The sequence below is a fragment of the Streptomyces sp. NBC_00287 genome (assembly GCF_036173105.1).
Lineage (GTDB): Bacteria > Actinomycetota > Actinomycetes > Streptomycetales > Streptomycetaceae > Streptomyces.
In genome coordinates this window covers 2,144,727-2,164,507 of sequence record NZ_CP108053.1, presented here as the reverse complement: position 1 = coordinate 2,164,507, position 19,781 = coordinate 2,144,727, and the positions used below count along the sequence as shown (strand labels likewise).

The following is a 19,781-nucleotide window of genomic DNA, read 5'->3' as shown; positions in this document are numbered from 1 at the left end:
CGGCCGCAAAATGGCCAGGCAAAGGTGTGACGTACGATCCCCGATAGTGGATCAGGGAAGGGCAAATCGGGACAGACAGGAAGGTCTTTCCCGCTCACGTGGGGAGCCTTTATCTCCTATGTCCCTTCGTACGTGATCTGGGTCCTATGCGCGGCCTCACATCGGCCGGGTCACGGTCTCACCAGCAGTTGCTGGCGCAATGCTCTGTGTGAGGGTGGTCCGCCGGGAGAAGGAGATGCACATCCCCGAACTCGTGCCACAGGTAGCGCCCGCGCAGCGCCTCCTCATACCCGCGGTCGATCGCCGCCCGCCCCGCGACCGCCTCCAGCATCAGCAGATGCGAGGCCTCAGGCTCGTGCAGCCCGGTCAGCAGCCCGTCCACCGCCCGCACCCCGCGCTCCGGAGTGACCACGAGATCCGTCCATCCCGCACGCGCGCGTACGGCCCCATCCGCACCGGTCGCCGACTCCACCGCCCGCACGGCCGTCGTCCCTACGGCAATCACGCGCCCGTCACCGGCCCTCACGGCGTTGATCAGCCGAGCCGACGCCTCCGGCACCGCGAACCGCTCCGGATACGGCGGCTCGTGCACCTCCGCCGAGGCCACCCCGGTGTGCAGCGTGACCGGCGCGAACTGCACCCCCCGGCTCACCAGCTCCGCCACCATCCGCGCCGTGAAGGGCCGCGCCGCGCTCGGCATCTCGGCACTGCCCGCCCCGTCGGGCGACTCCAGCGCGAACACCGTTTGATACGCGGACAGCGGCTGATCGCGTTCCGTATAGGAGTAACGAATGGGCCGCCCGTACTCCCGCAGCATCCCGAGCACCCCGGGACCGTACGCACGGGCCCACCACAGCCGCTCCCCGTCCGGGCTCAGCGGCTCCTCGAACACCAGCCGCACCCCGCCCGGCAGCCGCCCCCGCGCCCCCACTGGCCCTCCCGCACGCGCACGCGTGGTGCCCTTCCCGTCCGGATCCCGCAGCTCGACCGCCCACCGCCCGTCGTCCCCGCGCGTGGAGAAGTGCACCACCACACGCGCGTGCCCGAGCTCCCCGTCCACCGCGGCGGCCAGCGTCGGCGAGGTGTTCACCACCAGTAGGTCCCCGGCCCGCAACAGCCCCGGCAGCTCCCGGAACGCGTGATGGGCCACGTCCGTCCCCCGCGACACCAGCAGTCGTACGGAGTCCCGCCCGAGCCCGGGCCCACGCTGCTCGGCCGGCACCCGCGCCGACAGCTCCTCCGGTACGTGCACCGCCAGCGTCATCGCCGCCCCTCCAGCAGCGCCGGCGCCCCGTACCGCCCGCTCGCGGGCCGCTCGTCCAGCAACTGCAGAAACGCCGGCACCACACTGCCCGGCTCCGGCCGCGGATCGCCGTCCTCCGGTACGGCCGCCGCGTACAGGTCGGTGGCCATGTCCCCGGGGTCCACCGCCCAGACCCGCAGCCCGGGCTCCTCGGCCCCGAGCACCGCCGCCAGCTGGTCCAGGGCCGCCTTCGAGGCCCCGTAGCCGCCCCACGTCTCGTACGCCTCGGCGGCCGCGTCCGAGCTGACCGTGATGACCGTGCCGACCGAGGAGGCCCGCAGCAGCGGCAGCGCCTCCTGGAGCAGGCCCAGCGCGGCGACCGTGTTCACCTCCAGCGCCCGCCGCAGCCCCTCCAGGGGCAGCTCCTCGAGCCGTACGAGGGGCTCGGCGCCGAGGGCGCTCGCGTTGTGCACCAGCAGATCGACGCCGCCCAGCCGCCAGGCGGCCGCCACCAGCGCGGCCCGGTGCACGCTGTCCGTGACATCGCCGGGCAGCGCCTCCACGCGCGTGCCGTGCACGGAGAGGGCCGCCGTCGTCTCCTTCAGTACGTCCTCGGTGCGTGCGTCGAGCACCAGATCCCAGCCCCGCGCGGCCAGCGCCTCGGCCAGCGCCCGACCCAGCCCCTTCGAGGCACCCGTGATGATCGCTACCGGCATGACACGTCCCCTGTCACCAGATGTGATGTGCATCAGATGTGATGTGCCTTCAACCTAGGAACGGGCCCGCCCCGACCGCCTCGGACGCGGGCCGCATCGCACCGGGTCCCTTCGGCGGGGTCCTTTTGACGTGGGGCCCGCGCCCGGGGACCTCAGTCCTAGGCCCACCGGCCTAGGCGGCGGCGGTCACAGGTCCGATCCGCGCTGTCACACCCCGCCGGTACCGTGAGGGCATGAATCAAGGTCCCGGGTCCGGCCTCGCCGCGGTGAGCTCCGCGCTGCTGGCCATGAGCAGGCATCTGGAGGTACGCGACGTCCTCAAGACGATCGTGGCCTCGGCCCGCGAACTGCTCGACGCGCAGTACGCCGCCCTCGGCGTACCGGACGACCACGGCGGCTTCGCCCAGTTCGTGGTCGACGGCGTCAGCGACGAGCAGTGGAAGGCCATCGGCCCGCTCCCGCGCCAGCACGGCATCCTGGCCGCGATGCTGCACGAGGCCAGGCCCGAGCGCCTGGCCGACGTCCGCAAGGACCCTCGCTTCGAGGGCTGGCCGTCCGCCCACCCGGACATGTCCGACTTCCTGGGGCTGCCGATCCGAGACGGCGACGAGATCATCGGCGCGCTGTTCCTGGCCAACAAGAACTGTTCGAGGCCCGACGGCGCGTGCGGCTTCACCGAACAGGACGAGGAGCTCCTCGCGATCCTGGCCCAGCATGCGGCCATCGCGCTGACCAACGCCCGCCTGTACGAGCGCAGCCGCGAACTGACCATCGCCGAGGAGCGCTCCCGCCTGGCCCATGAACTGCACGACGCGGTCAGCCAGAAGCTGTTCTCCCTGCGCCTGACCGCTCAGGCCGCCGCGGCCCTCGTGGACCGCGACCCGTCCCGCGCCAAGGGCGAGCTCCAGCAGGTGGCCGCGCTCGCCGCGGAGGCCGCCGACGAACTGCGCGCCGCCGTCGTAGAGCTGCGCCCCGCCGCCCTCGACGAGGACGGCCTGGTGGCCACCCTGCGCACCCACATCCAGGTCCTCGACCGCGCCCACGGCGCGCGCGTGACCTTCGACGGCCGCGGAGTGCGAGCGCTGCCCGCGGCCCAGGAGGAGGCCCTGCTGCGCGTCGCCCAGGAGGCCCTGCACAACGCCCTGCGCCACTCGGGCGCGGACGCCGTCGACGTGACCCTGTACCGCTGCGGCACCGGAACCGTGCTGCGGGTCATGGACAACGGCGGCGGCTTCGACCCGAAGACCGTCCGCCGCGCCGGCCGCCATCTGGGCCTGGTCTCCATGCGGGACCGGGCGAGCGGAGTCGGCGGCACACTGACCGTGGAATCGGCGCCCGGCAAGGGCACCACGATCGAGATGGAGGTCCCCGGTGGCTGACCCAATCAAGGTGCTGCTCGTCGACGACCACCAGGTCGTCCGCCGGGGCCTGCGCACATTCCTCGAAGTACAGGACGACATCGAGGTCGTGGGCGAGGCCGCCGACGGGGCCGAGGGAGTCGCCCGTGCCGAGGAGCTGCGGCCCGACGTCGTCCTGATGGACGTCAAGATGCCGGGCATGGACGGCGTCGACGCCCTGCGCAAGCTCCGCGAGCTGGACAACCCCGCGCGCGTGCTGATCGTCACCAGCTTCACCGAACAGCGCACGGTGGTCCCGGCCCTGCGCGCCGGTGCCGCCGGTTACGTCTACAAGGATGTCGACCCCGACGCCCTGGCCGGCGCCATCCGCTCCGTCCACGCCGGGCACATCCTGCTCCAGCCCGAGGTCGCCGGGGCCCTGCTGTCCCAGGAGGACACGAGCTCAGGACAGGGCAGGGGCGGTTCGCTGACCGAACGGGAGCGCGAGGTGCTCGGCCTGATAGCGGACGGCCGCTCCAACCGGGAGATCGCCCGCGCGCTGGTGCTCTCCGAGAAGACGGTGAAGACGCATGTGTCGAACATCCTGATGAAGCTCGACCTGGCGGACCGCACACAGGCGGCACTGTGGGCGGTACGGCACGGTGTGGCCGGATAAGGGCGGAGCGCTCGGCAATACGGAGGGTTCCGCTCCGGACTGAGATTCATACCGTCGTGGGAATGTCCCCCCGGATGGCGCATCCTTCGTCGATCTCCGCCGTTCTCCATGCGTGCTGCGGCGACTGCCGCGGCAATCGCTAGGAGGGGTCAGAAGTGAAGAACCTGAAGAAGGCAGCGGCCGTGACGATGGTGGCCGGCGGTCTGATCGCCGCCGGGGCCGGGATGGCCTCCGCCACGGACGGCGGCTCGCTGGCCGACGGCAAGGCCGTGGGCTCCCCGGGCGTCGGCTCGGGCAATGTCGTCCAGGCCCCGGTGCACATCCCGGTCAACGCGGTCGGCAACAGCGTGAACGTCATCGGCGTCCTGAACCCGGCCTTCGGCAACCTGGGCGTCAACCACTGACTTCCGGCCACACAGCCGACGAAGGACCCCCGAGTCGAAGGAAGACTCGGGGGTCCTTCTGGTGCGGGTGAGCGCCGACGGGCTCACCACGGACCGACGCTCACCGAACCCCCCGCTCCCGCTCCTCCACATACGCGTTGTACGCGGCCACCTGCGCCCGCCGAGCCGTCCGCTCCACCGGCCGCAGCGCGGCGGCCCGAGCTGCCATCTCCCCGGATGTCACCGCACCGCCGTGCCCGTTCTCCGAGGCCAGCGACACCAGCATCCCCACCCGCTGCGCAAGCTCCAGCACTCGCACCGCCCGCGGCGGATACCCCGGCGCCAAGACCTCCCGCCCCCGCTCGGCCCGAGCCCGGTAGGCATCGATCGCCGCCTCGGCCACCGGCCCCGACCCGGCGACGTCCAACCGGGACAGCACCTCGGTCGCATCCCGAAGGGCCTCCGCGAGCTCCCGCTCCGCCTCACCGAGCGACGGCACATCCGCAGGCGGCGCCTCCCGCACCGGCAGCACATGCCATACGACCTCGACATGCACATCACCGTCGGGTCCGGCCTCGTACACCTCGGGCACGAGCCCGAACGCGGACCCGTGACAGATCACGGCCTCCTCGGCCTCCAACGCCCGCGCATTGAACTCCGGCGGACCGCTCAGCCCCAGGGGATGCCCCGGCGCCGGCAGCGCGATCCGCAGCCCGCTCACCCCGAGCGCGCGCAACCGCCCGAGCGCCAAGGTCAGTCCGACCGGCCCGGACTCGCCCGGCAGTCCTTCCACCCGGTGCACGGCGTCGTCCCCGACGATCGCGAGCACAGAGTCATCCGGCGATACAAATCCGGCCAATAGGGCATTTCCCCAAGCGGCAAGGCGTCCTGAACGCGGTTCCGAGAGCATGCCTCCACCCTAAGGACCGGACCGATGGAATGAAGCGCGCGACCGGTGGCGTAGATTTCCTTGAGGGGTGCGCCCACAGCCGCGCGCGACCACCGAGACGCCGAGACCGGTCACACTGCAAGGGGAGACAACGCGCTCATGAGCGATGTTCTGGAGCTTCAGGACGTATCCGTGGTCCGTGAGGGCCGGGCTCTCGTGGACCAGGTCTCCTGGTCGGTCAAGGAGGGCGAGCGCTGGGTGATCCTCGGCCCCAACGGCGCCGGCAAGACCACCCTCCTCAATGTCGCCTCCAGCTACCTCTTCCCGAGCAAGGGCACCGCCACCATCCTCGGCGACACCCTCGGCAAGGTCGACGTCTTCGACCTGCGCCCCCGCATCGGCATGGCCGGCATCGCCATGGCCGACAAGCTCCCCAAGCGCCAGACCGTGCTGGAGACCGTGCTCACCGCCGCGTACGGCATGACCGCGACCTGGCACGAGGACTACGACGAGGTCGACGAGCAGCGCGCCCGCGCCTTCCTCGACCGCCTCGGCATGAGCGACTACCTGGAGCGCAAGTTCGGCACCCTCTCCGAGGGCGAGCGCAAGCGCACCCTGATCGCCCGCGCCCTGATGACCGACCCCGAGCTGCTGCTCCTCGACGAGCCCGCCGCCGGCCTCGACCTCGGAGGCCGCGAGGACCTCGTACGCCGCCTCGGCCGCCTCGCCCGCGACCCGATCGCCCCCTCGATGATCATGGTCACCCACCATGTCGAGGAGATCGCCCCCGGCTTCACCCACGTCCTGATGATCCGTCAGGGCAAGGTCCTCGCCGCGGGACCGCTGGAGCTCGAACTCACCTCCCGCAACCTCTCCCTCTGCTTCGGCCTCCCGCTCGTCGTCGAGCAGAACGGCGAGCGCTGGACCGCCCAGGGTCTCCCGCTGTCCTGATCCACGCATCTGCGCCCTGTCCGCGGCAGGTTGTGCGGTCCTACCATGACCATGTGAACGACATCGACGCATGGGTGTGGTGGCTGATCGGCGCGGCCGCGCTCGGAATCCCGCTCGTGATGACCGCGATGCTTGAACTCGGCATGCTCGCCCTCGGCGCCGTGGCGGCCGCGGCCGTGGCCGGACTCGGCGGCGGAGTCGTCGTCCAAGTCCTCGTGTTCGCCGCCGTCTCCGTCGCGTTGACCCTCGCCGTACGCCCCCTCGCCGCCAGGCATCGCACCCAGCGACCCCAACTCGTCTCGGGAGTCGAGGCGTTGAAGGGCAAGCAGGCGGTCGTACTGGAGCGCGTGGACGGCTCCGGCGGCCGGATCAAGCTCGCCGGGGAGATCTGGTCGGCCCGCTCCCTCGACGGCGGTCAGGCCTACGAAGTGGGTCAGGCGGTGGACGTCGTGGACATCGAGGGGGCCACGGCGATCGTCATGTGACCTCGCACGACGTAACTGGGGGAACAGCCCACGGGGCACACGACGGTCTGTCAGACTCGACCGGCAAGATCTTCAACAAGCATAAGATCTGCACCAGTTAGGATCCGCAGGATCCACGACAGCGCCGAGGCGGAGAAGGGTACGGGGAGCCGACGATGGAACCGGTCATCATCGTCTTGATCATTCTGGTGGTGTTGGTCTTCATCGCCCTGATCAAGACGATCCAAGTCATCCCACAGGCCAGCGCCGCCATTGTCGAGCGCTTCGGCCGGTACACGCGGACGCTGAACGCGGGCCTCAACATCGTCGTTCCGTTCATAGACACCATCCGCAACCGCATCGACCTGCGCGAACAGGTCGTGCCCTTCCCGCCCCAGCCGGTGATCACCCAGGACAACCTGGTGGTGAACATCGACACGGTCATCTACTACCAGGTCACGGACGCGCGGGCGGCCACCTACGAAGTCGCCAGCTACATCCAGGCGATCGAGCAACTGACGGTCACCACCCTCCGCAACATCATCGGAGGCATGGACCTGGAGCGCACCCTCACCTCCCGCGAGGAGATCAACGCGGCTCTGCGCGGAGTCCTCGACGAGGCGACGGGCAAGTGGGGCATCCGCGTGAACCGCGTGGAGTTGAAGGCGATCGAACCCCCCACCTCCATCCAGGACTCGATGGAGAAGCAGATGCGCGCCGACCGCGACAAGCGCGCCGCGATCCTCACTGCCGAAGGCACGCGTCAGGCCGCCATCCTCACCGCCGAGGGCGAGAAGCAGTCCCAGATCCTGCGCGCCGAGGGCGAGGCCAAGGCCGCGGCCCTGCGCGCCGAGGGCGAGGCCCAGGCAGTCCGCACGGTCTTCGAAGCCATCCACGCCGGCGACCCCGACCAGAAGCTCCTCAGCTACCAGTACCTCCAGATGCTCCCCAAGATCGCCGAGGGCGACGCCAACAAGCTCTGGATCGTCCCCAGCGAAATCGGCGACGCCCTCAAGGGCCTGTCCGGCGCGATGGGCAACTTCGGCAACTTCGGCGGCGGTTCAGGCGGCGGCAACAGCGGCACAAGCGGCGCAGAACGCCGAGAGAAGCCGAGCATCGACTGACGAGGGTTCTGTAGTACGAAAACGGGGGCTGCCTTCCAAGAAGGCAGCCCCCGACTCACCTAGGCCTTATGCGGCATCCAGCGCCAGCCACTCAGGCAGCGCCGAGAAGTCTTCCGCCCCCAGCGACAGCAACATCGCATCCGCCGGCGTCGGCTCGAACGGCTGCCGCAGCAGCGGCATCCCCGCCTCGTCCGGAGTCCGGTTCGCCTTGCGGTGGTTGTCCTCCGCGCACGAGGCCACCGTGTTCAGCCAAGTGTCCTGCCCACCCTGCGACCGCGGCACCACATGGTCCACGGTCGTCGCCCGACGACCGCAGTACGCGCACCTGTGCCGGTCCCTGACCAGCACACCCCGCCTCGACCACGGCGCTCGTCTTCGGAACGGCACCCGTACATACCTGCACAAGCGGATCACCCGGGGCGCGGGTATGTCGACCGCGGCTCCGCGCATGCGCAGTTCGGGGTGGGACTGCTCAACGACGGCCTTGTCCTGAAGCACCAGAACGACGGCTCGGTTCAACGTCACCGTCGACAGCGGCTCGAAGCTCGCGTTCAGTACCAGCGTGTCCCGCATGACCAGCCCACCTCCTATGCGCAGCGGCCCACCCCCTGGCGGGCTGGGATCAACTCTGGCCGGGCACGCCGAGATGGACAACGAAATAAAAAATGCCCGCCCCTGATCACTTCCAAGACCAGAGACGGGCAAACGTTCAATGAACGTCAGGCTTCAGCGGGCACCTCGTACTCACCGATGAGCTGAGCGCGCGCCAGCGCATGGAACCGCAGATTGAAACCGACGACGGCCGGCGAGGCATCCGCGTCCGGTCCGAGCTTCTCCTGATCCACGGCGTACACCGTGAACACATACCGGTGCGGCCCGTCCCCGGCGGGCGGCGCCGCCCCGCCGAAATCCTTCGACCCGTAGTCGTTACGCGCTTGCACCGCGCCCTCGGGCAGCCCCTCGAACTTGCCGCTGCCCGCACCCGCGGGCAGCTCGGTCACCGAGGCCGGGATGTCGAACACAACCCAGTGCCAGAACCCGCTGCCCGTAGGGGCGTCCGGGTCGTAGCAGGTCACGGCGAAACTCTTGGTCTCGGACGGGAAGCCCTCCCACCGCAGTTGCGGCGAGGTGTTGCCGGCCGCGTAGACCTGAGCGTCCTTGAGGGTCGCGCCCTGCGAGACGTCCTCGCTCGTGACCGTGAACGACGGCAGGGGCGGATGGAAGTCGTGGGGGAGCGGCCGCCTCTTGAGCTCGGTCACCTCGGTACCTCCTGATCGGATGGTTCAGTGGGGTCCGAGCCTAGAACCAGTTGCGCTTGCTGCCGACCTCGGACAGCCACTGGTTGAGGTAGGCCACCCAGTCGGTGCCCTGGAAGTCGTTCAGACCCACCTGGAAGGACCGGAAGGTGTCGCTGCCCTCGCTGAACAGACCCGGCTTCTTGTCCATCTCCAGCACGACGTCCATGGCGTTCTGATCGGCCACGAAGCTCAGCTCGACCTGGTTGATACCGCGGTACTGCTGCGGCGGGAAGAACTCGATCTCCTGGTAGAACGGCAGCTTCTGGCGCGTACCGCGGATGTGACCGCGCTCCATGTCCGCGTTCTTGAAGCGGAAGCCCAGCTGGATGAACGCGTCCAGGATCGCCTTCTGCGCCGGCAGCGGGTGCACATTGATCGGGTCCAGGTCACCGGAGTCCACGGCACGCGCGATCTCCAGCTCGGTGGTCACGCCGATGTTCATCCCGCGCAGGGTCTGCCCGTCGATCGTGGTGATCGGCGTCTCCCACGGGATCTCAAGACCGAACGGCACCGCGTGCACGGCATTGGGCTGGAGCTCGAAGGCACCACCGAGCCGCACCTTGGTGAACTCGATGTCCTGCTTGTACTCCTCCTCGCCACTCTCGACCTCGACCTTCGCCTGCAGCCCGACCGAGAGCGCCTCGATCTGCTGACTGACGGAACCACCCTGGATCCGCACCTCGCCCTGGACCACACCGCCCGGAACGACGTTGACCTCGGTCAGCACGGTCTCGACCGAAGCCCCACCGGCCCCCAGACTCGCGAGCAGCTTCTTGAACCCCATGACTCTCCCTCTACCTACTACTGCGTCCTTGATCCCTACAAACGCGATACGGCCGTGGCCGGTTCCGCGCCCTCACCCTTGCAAGCGGAAGGGCCCCTGACCACCCCGTGACCGCCACCCGTCTGCACTACCCTCGGACGGCATGATCGCGACCCCCGACCGTACGCCGCTCCCCAGGAACTTCTTCGACCGCCCCGTAGTCGAAGTAGCCCCCGACCTCCTGGGCCGCATCCTCGTACGCTCCACCACGGACGGTCCGATCTCCCTCCGCCTCACAGAGGTAGAGGCGTACGACGGCCCTAACGACCCCGGCTCCCACGCGTATCGCGGCCGCACGGCCCGCAACAGCGTGATGTTCGGTCCCCCCGGCCACGTGTACGTCTACTTCACCTACGGCATGTGGCACTGCATGAACCTGGTGTGCGGCCCCGACGGCACGGCGAGCGCGGTCCTGCTGCGCGCCGGCGAGATCGTCGAGGGCGCGGAGCTCGCCCGCAAACGTCGACTCTCGGCCCGAGGTGACAAGGAACTGGCCAAAGGCCCGGCCCGCCTGGCCACCGCCCTCGGCGTGGACCGAGCCCTGGACGGTACGGACGCCTGCGCCACCGGCGAGACTCCGCTGAGGATTCTGACGGGCACCCCGATCCCCTCTGACCAGGTACGGAACGGCCCACGCACCGGTGTGTCCGGAGATGGGGGCAATGGCGACGTTCACCCCTGGCGCTACTGGATCGCCAACGACCCCACGGTGAGCCCTTATCGAGCCCATGCCCCGAGGCGCCGCCGAAGTTGACTCGCCCAGGGGAGGCGCGTAACGTAGCCCGAGCCGCTGAACCGGGTACGGCAATCGCCAGCAGCCGGAGCGGCCAAACCACTACCTACGACTTCCCTCAGCGGGAACGAATTCGACGTGCCTGCATGTCTGAATTCGGAAGCCCGAGGCTCGATTATGAGCCGGGCAGGGAATCGGCTAAAGTAGTGAATGTCGAAAGGCCGCGAGGCCAAAAGACAAATCCCGCCGACCGGGAATCGGATCCGAAAGGATCTGATAGAGTCGGAAACGCAAGAACGAAGGGAAGCCCGGAGGAAAGCCCGCGAGGGTGAGTACAAAGGAAGCGACCGTTCCTTGAGAACTCAACAGCGTGCCAAAAGTCAACGCCAGATATGTTGATACCCCGTCCGTCGGAATACTCCGATGGTCGAGGTTCCTTTGAAATAACACAGCGAGGACGCTGTGTGCGAGGGGATTATTCCTCCTCTCGCACCGCTCTCGTGGTGTCAACCGGATTACCGGTAAACATTCACGGAGAGTTTGATCCTGGCTCAGGACGAACGCTGGCGGCGTGCTTAACACATGCAAGTCGAACGATGAACCACTTCGGTGGGGATTAGTGGCGAACGGGTGAGTAACACGTGGGCAATCTGCCCTTCACTCTGGGACAAGCCCTGGAAACGGGGTCTAATACCGGATAACACTCCTGCCTGCATGGGCGGGGGTTAAAAGCTCCGGCGGTGAAGGATGAGCCCGCGGCCTATCAGCTTGTTGGTGAGGTAATGGCTCACCAAGGCGACGACGGGTAGCCGGCCTGAGAGGGCGACCGGCCACACTGGGACTGAGACACGGCCCAGACTCCTACGGGAGGCAGCAGTGGGGAATATTGCACAATGGGCGAAAGCCTGATGCAGCGACGCCGCGTGAGGGATGACGGCCTTCGGGTTGTAAACCTCTTTCAGCAGGGAAGAAGCGAAAGTGACGGTACCTGCAGAAGAAGCGCCGGCTAACTACGTGCCAGCAGCCGCGGTAATACGTAGGGCGCAAGCGTTGTCCGGAATTATTGGGCGTAAAGAGCTCGTAGGCGGCTTGTCACGTCGATTGTGAAAGCCCGGGGCTTAACCCCGGGTCTGCAGTCGATACGGGCTAGCTAGAGTGTGGTAGGGGAGATCGGAATTCCTGGTGTAGCGGTGAAATGCGCAGATATCAGGAGGAACACCGGTGGCGAAGGCGGATCTCTGGGCCATTACTGACGCTGAGGAGCGAAAGCGTGGGGAGCGAACAGGATTAGATACCCTGGTAGTCCACGCCGTAAACGGTGGGAACTAGGTGTTGGCGACATTCCACGTCGTCGGTGCCGCAGCTAACGCATTAAGTTCCCCGCCTGGGGAGTACGGCCGCAAGGCTAAAACTCAAAGGAATTGACGGGGGCCCGCACAAGCAGCGGAGCATGTGGCTTAATTCGACGCAACGCGAAGAACCTTACCAAGGCTTGACATACACCGGAAAGCATTAGAGATAGTGCCCCCCTTGTGGTCGGTGTACAGGTGGTGCATGGCTGTCGTCAGCTCGTGTCGTGAGATGTTGGGTTAAGTCCCGCAACGAGCGCAACCCTTGTCCTGTGTTGCCAGCATGCCCTTCGGGGTGATGGGGACTCACAGGAGACCGCCGGGGTCAACTCGGAGGAAGGTGGGGACGACGTCAAGTCATCATGCCCCTTATGTCTTGGGCTGCACACGTGCTACAATGGCCGGTACAATGAGCTGCGAAACCGTGAGGTGGAGCGAATCTCAAAAAGCCGGTCTCAGTTCGGATTGGGGTCTGCAACTCGACCCCATGAAGTCGGAGTTGCTAGTAATCGCAGATCAGCATTGCTGCGGTGAATACGTTCCCGGGCCTTGTACACACCGCCCGTCACGTCACGAAAGTCGGTAACACCCGAAGCCGGTGGCCCAACCCCTTGTGGGAGGGAGCTGTCGAAGGTGGGACTGGCGATTGGGACGAAGTCGTAACAAGGTAGCCGTACCGGAAGGTGCGGCTGGATCACCTCCTTTCTAAGGAGCACTTCTCACCAACTTCGGTTGGTCAGAGGCCAGTACATCGGCGAATGTCTGATGCTGGTTGCTCATGGGTGGAACGTTGACTATTCGGCACACTTGATCGTCTTCTCCTTCTAGTACTGCTCTTCGGAGCGTGGAACGTTGAGGGGAGCGGGGAGTGCGCCGGGCACGTTGTTGGGTGTCTGAGGGAATGGTTTTTCCTCAGTCGCCGGCCCCAGTGCACTCGGACCGTATGGGTTCGGGGTGATGGGTGGCTGGTCGTTGTTTGAGAACTGCACAGTGGACGCGAGCATCTGTGGCCAAGTTTTTAAGGGCGCACGGTGGATGCCTTGGCACCAGGAACCGATGAAGGACGTGGGAGGCCACGATAGTCCCCGGGGAGTCGTCAACCAGGCTTTGATCCGGGGGTTTCCGAATGGGGAAACCCGGCAGTCGTCATGGGCTGTCACCCATACCTGAACACATAGGGTATGTGGAGGGAACGCGGGGAAGTGAAACATCTCAGTACCCGCAGGAAGAGAAAACAACCGTGATTCCGGGAGTAGTGGCGAGCGAAACCGGATGAGGCCAAACCGTATGCGTGTGAGACCCGGCAGGGGTTGCGCATACGGGGTTGTGGGATCTCTCTTTCACAGTCTGCCGGCTGTGAGGCGAGTCAGAAACCGTTGATGTAGGCGAAGGGCATGCGAAAGGCCCGGCGTAGAGGGTAAGACCCCCGTAGTCGAAACATCAGCGGCTTGCTTGAGAGACACCCAAGTAGCACGGGGCCCGAGAAATCCCGTGTGAATCTGGCGGGACCACCCGCTAAGCCTAAATATTCCCTGGTGACCGATAGCGGATAGTACCGTGAGGGAATGGTGAAAAGTACCGCGGGAGCGGAGTGAAATAGTACCTGAAACCGTGTGCCTACAAGCCGTGGGAGCGTCGGACATCAAGCTTGCTTGGTGTCTCGTGACTGCGTGCCTTTTGAAGAATGAGCCTGCGAGTTTGCGGTGTGTTGCGAGGTTAACCCGTGTGGGGAAGCCGTAGCGAAAGCGAGTCCGAATAGGGCGGTATAGTAGCGCGCTCAAGACCCGAAGCGGAGTGATCTAGCCATGGGCAGGTTGAAGCGGAGGTAAGACTTCGTGGAGGACCGAACCCACCAGGGTTGAAAACCTGGGGGATGACCTGTGGTTAGGGGTGAAAGGCCAATCAAACTCCGTGATAGCTGGTTCTCCCCGAAATGCATTTAGGTGCAGCGTCGTGTGTTTCTTGCCGGAGGTAGAGCACTGGATAGGCGATGGGCCCTACCGGGTTACTGACCTTAGCCAAACTCCGAATGCCGGTAAGTGAGAGCGCGGCAGTGAGACTGTGGGGGATAAGCTCCATGGTCGAGAGGGAAACAGCCCAGAGCATCGACTAAGGCCCCTAAGCGTACGCTAAGTGGGAAAGGATGTGGAGTCGCACAGACAACCAGGAGGTTGGCTTAGAAGCAGCCACCCTTGAAAGAGTGCGTAATAGCTCACTGGTCTAGTGATTCCGCGCCGACAATGTAGCGGGGCTCAAGCGTACCGCCGAAGTCGTGTCATTCATACAATAGGGCCAACGCCTGTATGGATGGGTAGGGGAGCGTCGTGTGCCGGGTGAAGCCGCGCCGGAAGGCAGTGGTGGACGGTTCACGAGTGAGAATGCAGGCATGAGTAGCGATACACACGTGAGAAACGTGTGCGCCGATTGACTAAGGGTTCCTGGGTCAAGCTGATCTGCCCAGGGTAAGTCGGGACCTAAGGCGAGGCCGACAGGCGTAGTCGATGGATAACCGGTTGATATTCCGGTACCCGCTGTGAAGCGTCAAACACTGAACCAGGCGATGCTAAGTCCGTGAAGCCGCCCCGGAGCCTTCGGGCAAAGGGGAGTGGTGGAGCCGACGGACCAGACTTGCAGTAGGTGAGTGATGGGGTGACGCAGGAAGGTAGTCCAGCCCGGGCGGTGGTTGTCCCGGGGTAAGGGTGTAGGCCGTGCGATAGGCAAATCCGTCGCACATCAAGGCTGAGACCTGATGCCGAGCCGATTGTGGTGAAGTGGATGATCCTATGCTGTCGAGAAAAGCCTCTAGCGAGTTTCATGGCGGCCCGTACCCTAAACCGACTCAGGTGGTCAGGTAGAGAATACCGAGGCGTTCGGGTGAACTATGGTTAAGGAACTCGGCAAAATGCCCCCGTAACTTCGGGAGAAGGGGGGCCACGCTCGGTGAGAGGACTTGCTCCTCGAGCTGGGGGTGGCCGCAGAGACCAGCGAGAAGCGACTGTTTACTAAAAACACAGGTCCGTGCGAAGCCGTAAGGCGATGTATACGGACTGACGCCTGCCCGGTGCTGGAACGTTAAGGGGACCGGTTAGTCACTCTTCGGGGTGGCGAAGCTGAGAACTTAAGCGCCAGTAAACGGCGGTGGTAACTATAACCATCCTAAGGTAGCGAAATTCCTTGTCGGGTAAGTTCCGACCTGCACGAATGGCGTAACGACTTCTCGACTGTCTCAACCATAGGCCCGGTGAAATTGCACTACGAGTAAAGATGCTCGTTTCGCGCAGCAGGACGGAAAGACCCCGGGACCTTTACTACAGTTTGATATTGGTGTTCGGTTCGGCTTGTGTAGGATAGCTGGGAGACTGTGAACTCTGGACGCCAGTTCAGGGGGAGTCGTCGTTGAAATACCAGTCTGGTCGTGCTGGATGTCTAACCTGGGTCCGTGATCCGGATCAGGGACAGTGTCTGATGGGTAGTTTAACTGGGGCGGTTGCCTCCTAAAGAGTAACGGAGGCGCCCAAAGGTTCCCTCAGCCTGGTTGGCAATCAGGTGTTGAGTGTAAGTGCACAAGGGAGCTTGACTGTGAGACCGACGGGTCGAGCAGGGACGAAAGTCGGGACTAGTGATCCGGCGGTGGCTTGTGGAAGCGCCGTCGCTCAACGGATAAAAGGTACCCCGGGGATAACAGGCTGATCTTCCCCAAGAGTCCATATCGACGGGATGGTTTGGCACCTCGATGTCGGCTCGTCGCATCCTGGGGCTGGAGTCGGTCCCAAGGGTTGGGCTGTTCGCCCATTAAAGCGGTACGCGAGCTGGGTTTAGAACGTCGTGAGACAGTTCGGTCCCTATCCGCTGTGCGCGTAGGAATATTGAGAAGGGCTGTCCCTAGTACGAGAGGACCGGGACGGACGAACCTCTGGTGTGCCAGTTGTCCTGCCAAGGGCATGGCTGGTTGGCTACGTTCGGGAGGGATAACCGCTGAAAGCATCTAAGCGGGAAGCCTGCTTCGAGATGAGTATTCCCACCTCCTTGAGAGGGTAAGGCTCCCAGTAGACGACTGGGTTGATAGGCCGGATATGGAAGCACGGTAACGTGTGGAGTTGACCGGTACTAATAGGCCGAGGGCTTGTCCTCAGTTGCTCGCGTCCACTGTGTTAGTTCTGAGACAACGACCGTTGTCGGCTTTGAGCAGAACGCATAACAGAAAAGTGTGCTTGTTCGCTCGAAACCATTAGGGTTTCGGTGGTCATAGCGTGAGGGAAACGCCCGGTTACATTCCGAACCCGGAAGCTAAGCCTCACAGCGCCGATGGTACTGCAGGGGGGACCCTGTGGGAGAGTAGGTCGCCGCCGAACAATCTTTGGGAAGGACCCCTGGTCCCCAGCGTTCAGCTGGGACCAGGGGTCCTTTTGTTTTTACAATGCTTGTGGTACCGAAGACAGGAGTCACCCATGTCCACCAACTCTCCCGACGACCGACCGGAGCGCGACCAGCGGCGACGGGACAGTGGGGACCGCGGAGACCGTGGCGGCTACCGAGGCCGCGACGACCGTGGCGGCTTCCGCCGCGATGACCGCCGGGACGACCGCCGTGATGGCGGCCGGGGCGGTGACCGTGCTGGTTACGGCCGCCCTGACGACCGGCGGGACGACCGTCGTGATGACCGTCGAGGCGATGACCGCGGTGACCGCGGCGGCTTCCGACGTGACGACAACCGTGGCGGCGGTCGGGATGACAACCGTGGCGGTGGCTACGGCCGCCGTGATGACCGCCGCGAGGGTGACCGCGGCCCCCGTCCGCCGTTCCGCCGTGACGACCGTCAGGGCGGGCCGCGCCGTGACGACCGCGGGCGCGACGACCGTGGCGGCTACCGAGGCCGCGACGACCGTGGTGACCGCCCCGCCCCCCGCCGTGATGACCGTGGCGATCGCCCCGGCTTCCGCCGCGATGACCGTGGCGACCGTCCCGCACCCCGCCGTGATGACCGTGGTGACCGCCCCGCGTTCCGTCGCGATGACCGTGGCGACGGTGGCAACCGCCCCGGCTTCCGCCGTGACGACAACCGCGGTGCCGGTTACGGCCGGCGTGACGACCGCCGTGGCGATGACCGCGACCGCGGCGGCTATGGCCGTCGTGACGACCGCCCTGCCGTCCGTCGTGATGACCGCCGTGACGAGCGCCCTGCCCCCCGTCGTGACGACGACCGTGGCGGCTTCCGCCGCGATGACCGCGGACGTGACGACCGCGGCGGCTTCCGTCGTGACGACCGAGGCCGCGACGACCGTGGCGGCTTCCGTGGCGGCGACCGGGACCGTGGCTTCCGCCGCGATGACCGCGGCGACCGTGGTGACCGCCCTGAGCGCGGCGGCGACCGCGGTGGCTTCCGCCGCGATGACCGCCGTGACGAGCGCCCTGCCCCCCGTCGTGACGACGACCGTGGCGGTTTCCGTGGCCGCGACGACCGTGGTGGTCGTGACGACCGCGGCAGCCGTGGCCCCCGTCGGGACGACCGCGGTGGCCGTCCGGGTGGGTTCCGTGGGCGCGATGACCGTGGCGGGCGCGACGACCGGCGTGGTGGTGGGTACGACCGCCGTGACAGCGACCGTGGCGGCTTCCGTGGCCGCGACGACCGCGACCGGGACCGTGAGCCGATCAAGCGGCTGCCGATCCCCGAGGACGTCACGGGCGACGAGATCGACAAGGACGTACGGCAGGAGCTGCAGAGCCTGCCCAAGACGCTCGCCGAGGATGTCGCCAAGAACCTGGTGATGGTCGCGCGGCTCATCGACGAGGACCCCGAGGGCGCGTACGGCTACGCCAAGGTGGCCCTGCGTCTCGCGTCGCGTGTCGCCGCCGTACGAGAGGCCGCCGGGTTCGCCGCGTACGCGAGCCAGAAGTACTCCGAGGCGCTTGCCGAGTTCCGGGCCGCGCGGCGGATGACCGGGACCGTGGATCTGTGGCCGCTGATGGCCGACTGTGAGCGTGGGCTCGGGCGGCCGGAGAAGGCGCTGGACATGGCCGGGGCGCCCGAGGTGCACAAGCTGGACAAGGCCGGGCAGGTGGAGATGAGGCTCGTCGCGGCCGGCGCCCGGCGTGACATGGGGCAGCTGGACGCGGCCATCGTGACGCTGCAGAGCCCCGAGCTGGCCTCCAGCGCCGTACAGCCGTGGACCGCGCGGTTGCGGTACGCCTATGCCGACGCGCTGCTGGCGGCCGGGCGGGAGAGCGAGGCGCGGGAGTGGTTCGCGAAGGCCGTGGAGTCCGACAAGGACGGCAGCACGAATGCCTCTGACCGGCTCGCGGAGCTGGACGGTGTCGAGTTCGTCGACGCCCTTGGCGATGAGGACGAGACGCCGGACGCCTCCGACAAGGAGTAGGCCGGACAAGGAAGAAAAAGGGGCGGATCCCAGTTTGGGGTCCGCCCCTTTCCCGTTTACAGGTCCAGTGCGCGCAGGACCAGGCCAGAGGCCGGCTTCGGGCCGAACGACGTCGACTTGCGGGGCATCGTGACGCCCTGGCGGGCCAGGTCGCGGACGACCTCCTCGCGGACCGGGTGCATCAGTACGGCCGTACCGCCGTCGCGTTCCGCCTTGCGGACGGTGGCCGCCGTGTCGTGGATGTAGGCGATGCGGGTGGGGTCGTCCTCGGGGATGTGCCAGACGTGGTCGAGGAGTGTGGCGTGCAGGACCGTGGCGTCCAGGGTGCGCCAGGCCGACGGGCGGTCGGCGGGGATCGTGCGGGCCAGGAGGGTCGGGTCCGGCTGGTCGACGAGGTGGAAGGCGCCGTCGCCGGCGAGCAGGAAGGCGTTGCCTCCGTGGGCCGCGTCGGCCAAGGCGTCCAGGGCCTCGGCGAGGGGGACCTCCAGGCGCTGGACGCGGAAGAGGCCCTCCAGGGCTGCCACGGCGTCCGTCACGGGCACTCCGTGCAGGAGGCGGTGGATGGCGCGGACGCGCAGGGGGTAGCGGGCCGTGTCGACCAGGAGGACCAGGCCGTAGTCCCAGGGGCTCGGGGAGGCGTGCTCGGCGCGCAGGCGGCGGTAGGTCGCCCAGCGGTGGTGGCCGTCGGCGATGAGGGCCTGGTGGCGGGCGAGGTCGGACTGGATGCGGGTCAGGTCCTCGGGGGCGGTGATGGCCCACAGGCGGTGGTGGAAGCCGTCCTCGGTGGTGGTGGCGAGCAGCGGGGGCTGCTCGATGATGCGCTCGAGTACGGCGGAGGTGTCGGCGGCCGAGCCGTTGCCCCGATAGGTGAGCAGGAGGGGTTCCAGGTTCGCCGAGGTGGCGCGCATCAGAGCCGCTCGGTCGGCGACCACATGCGGCATGACGTCCTCATGGGGCAGGACCACATGTTCCGAGGGCTCCGACAGGCGCAGGGCGCCGATGACACCGCGCTGGAGCAGGCCGCTTTGGTCGCTCTGTTCGTAGACGTACAGGCCGGGTTCGTCGTCGGCGGTCAGGACGCCCTCGGAGAGCCAGCGGCGCAGGGTCTGGGCGGCCTGTTCGTTGCGGCTGCTGGGGGTGCCGTCCTGCGGGAGGATCAGGCGGACGATGTTGTGCGGGTCGGCTGACTGAAGGTGGTGCAGGCCGTCGGGGCGGACGACGACGTCGTACGGCGGGGACGTCACGGCGGCGAGACTGCCGACCCGGTCGGGGTCGTAGCGAAGGCCTCTGAACGGGGTGAGTTCGAGGCCTCGGCGCGCCTTTGCTTCCGAGTGACCTGCTGAGTTCATCCCGGCATCGTACGTGTGTCAGTGGCATGCGCGATGATCGGGGGAAAGCCGTCGAACGAGGAGCGATGCGGA

Annotated in this window: 15 protein-coding genes and 3 rRNA genes; 11 read left to right on the top strand and 7 right to left on the bottom strand. The window is 66.6% G+C overall.

Annotation, left to right across the window (positions count from 1 at the left end; genetic code table 11):
• Positions 1-178 precede the first annotated feature (178 nt).
• Together OHT76_RS09855 and OHT76_RS09850 are read right to left on the bottom strand one after the other, a co-directional pair.
• Entirely contained in the window at positions 179-1,264 is a 1,086-nt protein-coding gene (locus OHT76_RS09855) for an S-adenosylmethionine:tRNA ribosyltransferase-isomerase (protein ID WP_328870382.1), read from the bottom strand.
• Positions 1,261-1,959 (bottom strand): SDR family NAD(P)-dependent oxidoreductase, encoded by a 699-nt coding sequence (locus tag OHT76_RS09850; protein WP_328870381.1) that lies wholly within the window; start codon positions 1,957-1,959, stop codon positions 1,261-1,263. Before OHT76_RS09850 ends, OHT76_RS09855 begins: the two co-directional genes overlap by 4 nt.
• A 233-nt stretch (positions 1,960-2,192) precedes the next feature.
• On the opposite strand from OHT76_RS09850, the gene OHT76_RS09845 reads away from it, so the two are divergent.
• The 3 genes from OHT76_RS09845 (at position 2,193) to chpE (ending at position 4,376) form a co-directional block, all read left to right on the top strand.
• Positions 2,193-3,338 (top strand): GAF domain-containing sensor histidine kinase, encoded by a 1,146-nt coding sequence (locus OHT76_RS09845; protein WP_328870380.1) that lies wholly within the window; start codon positions 2,193-2,195, stop codon positions 3,336-3,338.
• Positions 3,331-3,972 (top strand): response regulator transcription factor, encoded by a 642-nt coding sequence (locus OHT76_RS09840; protein WP_328870379.1) that lies wholly within the window; start codon positions 3,331-3,333, stop codon positions 3,970-3,972. Before OHT76_RS09845 ends, OHT76_RS09840 begins: the two co-directional genes overlap by 8 nt.
• A gap of 155 nt (positions 3,973-4,127) precedes the next feature.
• On the top strand, positions 4,128-4,376 hold the full coding sequence (chpE, locus tag OHT76_RS09835; protein ID WP_315888526.1) for a chaplin ChpE: 249 nt from the start codon (positions 4,128-4,130) through the stop codon (positions 4,374-4,376).
• A gap of 100 nt (positions 4,377-4,476) precedes the next feature.
• Here chpE and OHT76_RS09830 read toward each other — a convergent pair whose 3' ends face one another.
• On the bottom strand, positions 4,477-5,265 hold the full coding sequence (locus OHT76_RS09830) for a hypothetical protein (RefSeq protein ID WP_328870378.1): 789 nt from the start codon (positions 5,263-5,265) through the stop codon (positions 4,477-4,479).
• Positions 5,266-5,403: 138 nt separating this feature from the next.
• On the opposite strand from OHT76_RS09830, the gene OHT76_RS09825 reads away from it, so the two are divergent.
• The 3 genes from OHT76_RS09825 to OHT76_RS09815 all read left to right on the top strand — a co-directional run bounded on the left by OHT76_RS09825 (position 5,404) and on the right by OHT76_RS09815 (position 7,783).
• Positions 5,404-6,195: an ABC transporter ATP-binding protein gene (locus OHT76_RS09825; RefSeq protein ID WP_328870377.1), complete on the top strand. Its 792-nt coding sequence runs from the start codon at positions 5,404-5,406 to the stop codon at positions 6,193-6,195.
• A 53-nt stretch (positions 6,196-6,248) separates the two neighbouring features.
• Positions 6,249-6,680 carry an NfeD family protein gene (locus OHT76_RS09820; RefSeq protein WP_328870376.1) on the top strand — a complete coding sequence of 144 codons (432 nt, stop codon included), beginning with the start codon at positions 6,249-6,251 and terminating at the stop codon, positions 6,678-6,680.
• A gap of 155 nt (positions 6,681-6,835) precedes the next feature.
• The gene (locus OHT76_RS09815; protein WP_328870375.1) at positions 6,836-7,783 is read left to right on the top strand and encodes an SPFH domain-containing protein; all 948 of its coding nucleotides are present in this window, start codon (positions 6,836-6,838) and stop codon (positions 7,781-7,783) included.
• A 66-nt stretch (positions 7,784-7,849) separates the two neighbouring features.
• Here the strand turns inward: OHT76_RS09815 and OHT76_RS09810 are convergent, their stop codons facing one another.
• The 3 genes from OHT76_RS09810 to OHT76_RS09800 all read right to left on the bottom strand — a co-directional run bounded on the left by OHT76_RS09810 (position 7,850) and on the right by OHT76_RS09800 (position 9,865).
• Entirely contained in the window at positions 7,850-8,356 is a 507-nt protein-coding gene (locus OHT76_RS09810) for an HNH endonuclease (RefSeq protein ID WP_328870374.1), read from the bottom strand.
• A gap of 146 nt (positions 8,357-8,502) precedes the next feature.
• The gene (locus tag OHT76_RS09805; RefSeq protein ID WP_328870373.1) at positions 8,503-9,042 is read right to left on the bottom strand and encodes a YbhB/YbcL family Raf kinase inhibitor-like protein; all 540 of its coding nucleotides are present in this window, start codon (positions 9,040-9,042) and stop codon (positions 8,503-8,505) included.
• Between the two features lie 40 nt (positions 9,043-9,082).
• Positions 9,083-9,865 (bottom strand): sporulation protein, encoded by a 783-nt coding sequence (locus tag OHT76_RS09800; protein WP_328870372.1) that lies wholly within the window; start codon positions 9,863-9,865, stop codon positions 9,083-9,085.
• 142 nt (positions 9,866-10,007) lie between these two features.
• On the opposite strand from OHT76_RS09800, the gene OHT76_RS09795 reads away from it, so the two are divergent.
• From OHT76_RS09795 to OHT76_RS09775, 5 genes are all read left to right on the top strand, one after another.
• Positions 10,008-10,658 carry a DNA-3-methyladenine glycosylase gene (locus OHT76_RS09795; RefSeq protein ID WP_328870371.1) on the top strand — a complete coding sequence of 217 codons (651 nt, stop codon included), beginning with the start codon at positions 10,008-10,010 and terminating at the stop codon, positions 10,656-10,658.
• Positions 10,659-11,165: 507 nt separating this feature from the next.
• Positions 11,166-12,691 (top strand): 16S ribosomal RNA (locus OHT76_RS09790).
• A gap of 303 nt (positions 12,692-12,994) precedes the next feature.
• Positions 12,995-16,117, top strand: a 23S ribosomal RNA gene (locus tag OHT76_RS09785).
• A 104-nt stretch (positions 16,118-16,221) separates the two neighbouring features.
• Positions 16,222-16,338, top strand: a 5S ribosomal RNA gene (gene rrf / locus OHT76_RS09780).
• Together the 16S, 23S and 5S rRNA genes form the textbook arrangement of a ribosomal RNA operon.
• 1,305 nt (positions 16,339-17,643) lie before the next feature.
• A complete protein-coding gene (locus tag OHT76_RS09775; RefSeq protein ID WP_328876490.1) occupies positions 17,644-18,360 on the top strand; it encodes a tetratricopeptide repeat protein in 717 nt (238 codons plus the stop codon).
• A gap of 56 nt (positions 18,361-18,416) precedes the next feature.
• Here OHT76_RS09775 and OHT76_RS09770 read toward each other — a convergent pair whose 3' ends face one another.
• Positions 18,417-19,709 carry a DUF1015 domain-containing protein gene (locus OHT76_RS09770; RefSeq protein ID WP_328870370.1) on the bottom strand — a complete coding sequence of 431 codons (1,293 nt, stop codon included), beginning with the start codon at positions 19,707-19,709 and terminating at the stop codon, positions 18,417-18,419.
• Between the last annotated feature and the right edge of the window lie 72 nt (positions 19,710-19,781).

What these genes read in the sequence shown, in the direction of transcription:
- OHT76_RS09815 (WP_328870375.1), top strand. Translation starts at nt 6,836, where the DNA reads ATGGAACCGGTCATCATCGTCTTGATCATTCTGGTGGTGTTGGTCTTC.
- OHT76_RS09830 (WP_328870378.1), bottom strand. Translation starts at nt 5,265, where the DNA reads ATGCTCTCGGAACCGCGTTCAGGACGCCTTGCCGCTTGGGGAAATGCC.
- OHT76_RS09855 (WP_328870382.1), bottom strand. Translation starts at nt 1,264, where the DNA reads ATGACGCTGGCGGTGCACGTACCGGAGGAGCTGTCGGCGCGGGTGCCG.
- OHT76_RS09825 (WP_328870377.1), top strand. Translation starts at nt 5,404, where the DNA reads ATGAGCGATGTTCTGGAGCTTCAGGACGTATCCGTGGTCCGTGAGGGC.
- OHT76_RS09845 (WP_328870380.1), top strand. Translation starts at nt 2,193, where the DNA reads ATGAATCAAGGTCCCGGGTCCGGCCTCGCCGCGGTGAGCTCCGCGCTG.
- OHT76_RS09770 (WP_328870370.1), bottom strand. Translation starts at nt 19,709, where the DNA reads ATGAACTCAGCAGGTCACTCGGAAGCAAAGGCGCGCCGAGGCCTCGAA.
- OHT76_RS09800 (WP_328870372.1), bottom strand. Translation starts at nt 9,865, where the DNA reads ATGGGGTTCAAGAAGCTGCTCGCGAGTCTGGGGGCCGGTGGGGCTTCG.
- OHT76_RS09850 (WP_328870381.1), bottom strand. Translation starts at nt 1,959, where the DNA reads ATGCCGGTAGCGATCATCACGGGTGCCTCGAAGGGGCTGGGTCGGGCG.
- OHT76_RS09795 (WP_328870371.1), top strand. Translation starts at nt 10,008, where the DNA reads ATGATCGCGACCCCCGACCGTACGCCGCTCCCCAGGAACTTCTTCGAC.
- OHT76_RS09810 (WP_328870374.1), bottom strand. Translation starts at nt 8,356, where the DNA reads ATGCGGGACACGCTGGTACTGAACGCGAGCTTCGAGCCGCTGTCGACG.